Source organism: Rhodococcus sp. CX (assembly GCF_015865005.1).
Lineage (GTDB): Bacteria > Actinomycetota > Actinomycetes > Mycobacteriales > Mycobacteriaceae > Rhodococcus.
Genome location: NZ_JADZGH010000265.1, coordinates 30,756 through 34,683 on the forward strand (window position 1 = coordinate 30,756; position 3,928 = coordinate 34,683).

Genomic DNA, 3,928 nt, shown 5'->3' on the forward strand with positions numbered 1-3,928 from the left:
GCAGTACTCGTCGGCACCGAGCTGGGTGACGTTCGTGCTCGAACGCGACGCCGCGATCGACGCGGCCACGGCGCTGGTGGATGCGGTCCGTTCGCGCCTGGACACACTCGATCCGGCGGATCGGCCGCAGCTGCACGTGTACGGGCAGAGCCTCGGAGCGGTCGGTGCCGGTGCCGCGTTCGACGGACCCGCCGCGCCGGGAGCCTGCGAGGCCTTGTGGACCGGACCGCCTGCGGGCTCGGTGCGGCCGGACGGCGGGACCGTGCTGGCGAACTCCTCGGACCCGGTGATCCGGTGGCGGCCGTCGCTGCTGTGGTCCCCGCCGGACCTGTCCCGCGCCCGCGTCGACGCCCCGCTGCCCGCCTGGCTGCCGGTGATCGGCTTCCTGCAGACGACGGTGGATCTGCTGTTCGCGCTGGATGCGGCACCGGGTCACGGGCACCGCTACGGGCCGGACCAAGCCCGATGCGCTCCCTAGGTGCCGGTCGCCGCCAGGAAGTCCCCGATCGCCTCGGTGAGCTTCTCCGGCTGGTCCTCGGCCAGCAATGTGTAACTGTCGTCGATCTCGACGAGGCGGGAGTCCGGGAAGAGCTCGGCGAGACGGCGTCCGTGGTCGCGGGGCATCATCCGGTCCTCGGTCGCCCACACGATCAGCACCGGCCCGGTGAACTCCGCGGACTTCGCGGCGAGGTCGAGCAGTTCTTGCTTCGGCGGCGCGATCGACCGCGGCCGGCCCGAACCAGGCGTCGTAGATCTCGTCGGGCACAGGTCGTTTGCTCATCCATCCCCACGTGCCGGGACCGCGCCGTCCCAGCTTGGTGCCCAGCACCGTCATCAGCACGCGGAATCCGCCGGGCAGACGAACCAGCGGGAGCAGCAGCTTGACGGGTCCGGGTGGATAGTTGTCGAACGCCTCGCAGGCGGTGAGCACGAGCCGGGACACGCGCTCGGGATTCGCGACGGCGAGGAAGATCTGGGCGCCGCCCCAGTCGTTCTGGACCAAAGTGACCTCGCGCAGGTCTAGGGCGTCGAGGAATTCCCCGATCAGGTGGCCCATTCCGATGAGCGTCAGGTCCGCGTCCGGGTGCATCGGTGTCCGGTGCGAACCGAGCGGCCAGGTCGGCACGATGCACCGGTATCTTCCCCGCAATTCCTCGACGACGTGCCGCCATCCGGACCCGTCCATGAGCAGCCCGTGGATGAACACCAGCACCGGGCCGTCGCCACCGGTGTCCTCGTATTCGATGGTCCCCGCCGAAAGTTCCACCTGGTTCACGCGATCCCCCTTCGCGGACAATGCGTCCCATAGTGGCAGAGATGACGTTGTCACGCAGGCGGATACACGACGGGCCCGGAACCTTACGATTCCGGGCCCGTCGGTGCGATCGGGTCAGACGAGGACCGGGCCGCGCGCAGCCTCGAAGGCCGCGCCGACGCGGTAGAGACGCTCGTCGGCGAGTGCCGGGGCCATGATCTGCAGGCCGACGGGCAGACCGTCGTCGGCGGACAGGCCGGACGGCACCGACATCGCGCAGTGGCCGGCCAGGTTGGTCGGCAGCGTGCACAGGTCGGACAGGTACATCGCCAGCGGATCGTCGACCTTCTCCCCGATCTTCCACGGGGTGAACGGGCTCGTCGGCGACACCAGGACGTCGACCTGCTCGTAGGCCTTGTCGAAGTCCTGTGCGATGAGCGTGCGGACCTTGAGGGCCTGGCCGTAGTAGGCGTCGTAGTAGCCCGACGACAGCGCGTAGGTGCCGATCATGATGCGCCGCTTGACTTCCTTGCCGAAACCGGCGGCGCGGGTAGCGGCCATGACCTGCTCGGCGCTCATGGTGCCGTCGTCGACACGCAGGCCGTACCGCATCGCGTCGAAACGCGCGAGGTTCGAGGAGACCTCGGAGGGCAGGATCAGGTAGTAGGACGCCAGCGCGTACTCGAAGTGCGGGCAGGACACCTCCACGACCTCGGCGCCGAGCTTGGTCAGGGTCTCGACCGCAGCGTCGAACGAGGCGATGACGCCGGGCTGGTAGCTTTCCGAGTGCAGTTCCTTGACCACACCGACGCGCAGGCCCTTCAGGTCGCCGGCAGCGCCCTGGCGGGCGGCCTCCACGACCGGGCGGACCGGTGCGTCGACGGAGGTGGAGTCGCGCGGATCGTGCCCGGCGATGACCTCGTGCAGCAGCGCGGTGTCGAGGACGGTACGGCCGCACGGGCCGCCCTGGTCCAGCGACGACGCGCACGCGACCAGCCCGTAGCGGGACACGGTGCCGTAGGTGGGCTTGGTGCCGACGGTCGCGGTGACGGCGGCAGGCTGACGGATCGAGCCGCCGGTGTCGGTGCCGATCGCGAGCGGGGCCTGGTACGACGCGAGCGCCGCGGCCGAGCCACCGCCGGATCCGCCCGGGATGCGGTTGGTGTCCCACGGATTGCGGGTCGGGCCGTACGCGGAGTTCTCGGTGGACGAGCCCATCGCGAACTCGTCCATGTTGGTCTTGCCGAGGATCGGGATCCCGGCCTGCCGCAGCTTGGTGGTCAGCGTCGCGTCGTAGGGCGCGACCCAGCCCTCGAGGATCTTCGACGCGCACGTCGTGGGCATGTCGGTGGTGGTGAACACGTCCTTGAGGGCGAGCGGCACACCCGCGAGCGGGGAGGCCGGAGCCTCGCCGGCGGCGACCGCGCGGTCGACCTCGGCGGCCGCGGCGAGCGCCTGCTCACCGGCGACGTGCAGGAACGCGTGGTACTCGCCGTCGACCTCACCGATGCGGTCGAGGTGGGCCTGGGTGACCTCGACGGAGGACACCTTGCCGGCGTGGATCCGCGACGCCAGGTCGGCGGCGGACAGGCGGGTCAGTTCGCTGCTCATTCGCCCTCTCCCAGGATCTGGGGAACCGAGAAACGGCCCTCCTCGACGACCGGTGCACCCGAGAGCGCTTCCTCCGGGGTGAGGCCCGGCACCACGACGTCGGGTCGGGTCACGTTGGTCACCGCGTTCGGGTTGGCCATCGGCGCCACGTCGTCCGCGGCCACTTCCGACACCGCCTTGACGTGGCTGAGGATCGAATCCAGCTGGCCGGCGAACTCGTCGAGTTCGGCGTCGGACAGCGCGAGCCGGGACAACCGGGCGAGGTGTGCGACCTCGTCACGGGAGATGGCAGGCACCTTCGGTGACCCCTTTCATGGGAGAACGAACGTCGCATCCAGCGTAGTGCGTGCCCGGTTCGGCCTCCTGTGCGACCCCGGGACGCGGCCGATTCGTTTCGGGGACGCGAAACGCGCGTATCAATCGTGTTTCACGCCCGCCCGCGACCGGCGGATTTGCAATGACGCCGCCCGTTTCGCCCGGAATCTGTGCACCGAACAGGCCTCGAAGGTGACAGGATGGTCGCAGTCGGGGGTCGCCTGTGCGGCCTCACCATGCAGCGCGCCGGCCATCGGCGTGCCCTCGAATCGGCCCATAGGTGAAAGGACGCACGTGTCGTACCTGCTGCGTGTCCAGCTACCCGATCGACCCGGTAGCCTCGGCGCGCTCGCCGTAGCCCTCGGATCGGTCGGCGCGGACATCCTGTCGCTCGATGTCGTCGAACGCGGCGCCGACTTCGCCATCGACGATCTCGTCGTCGACGTCGAGCCCGGCAAACTTCCCGACACGCTGATCACCGCCGCCGAAGCGCTCGACGGCGTCACCGTCGACTCCATCCGTCCATACGCGGGCATGCTCGACACCCACCGCGAACTCGAGCTGATCGACCAGGTCGCCACCGCGCGCGACGGCCGGCTCCAGATCCTCGCCGACGGTGCCCCGCGCGTGCTGCGCGTCGGCTGGGCCACGGTGATCGCCGTCGGCCCGAAGGGCCCCTACCGGGTCGCGGGCAGTCCCGGCGCCCCGGAGACCCACGCACTGGGCCTGCCCTGGATGCCGCTCGAG

General features: G+C 70.1%; 4 protein-coding genes and 1 pseudogene. 2 read left to right on the plus strand and 3 right to left on the minus strand.

Annotated elements, in window-relative coordinates; translation table 11 throughout:
• Window positions 1–478: alpha/beta-hydrolase family protein (locus tag I0Q12_RS29730; RefSeq protein ID WP_197257366.1), on the plus strand; the 478-nt coding region annotated here is incomplete at its 5' end.
• Here I0Q12_RS29730 and I0Q12_RS29735 read toward each other — a convergent pair.
• From I0Q12_RS29735 to gatC, 3 genes and pseudogenes are all read right to left on the minus strand, one after another.
• Window positions 475–1,276, minus strand: a pseudogene (locus tag I0Q12_RS29735) (alpha/beta fold hydrolase). The gene I0Q12_RS29730 and the pseudogene I0Q12_RS29735 overlap by 4 nt on opposite strands.
• Window positions 1,277–1,390: 114 nt before the next feature.
• Window positions 1,391–2,866, minus strand: a complete 1,476-nt coding sequence (gatA, locus tag I0Q12_RS29740) for an Asp-tRNA(Asn)/Glu-tRNA(Gln) amidotransferase subunit GatA (protein WP_197257368.1) — start codon at window positions 2,864–2,866, stop codon at window positions 1,391–1,393.
• Window positions 2,863–3,162 (minus strand): Asp-tRNA(Asn)/Glu-tRNA(Gln) amidotransferase subunit GatC, encoded by a 300-nt coding sequence (gene gatC / locus I0Q12_RS29745; RefSeq protein ID WP_197257371.1) that lies wholly within the window; start codon window positions 3,160–3,162, stop codon window positions 2,863–2,865. Before gatC ends, gatA begins: the two co-directional genes overlap by 4 nt.
• A 313-nt stretch (window positions 3,163–3,475) precedes the next feature.
• Here gatC and I0Q12_RS29750 point away from each other — a divergent pair.
• Window positions 3,476–3,928, plus strand: a 453-nt coding sequence (locus I0Q12_RS29750; protein WP_307846632.1) for an amino acid-binding protein, incomplete at its 3' end; no start/stop codon positions are given.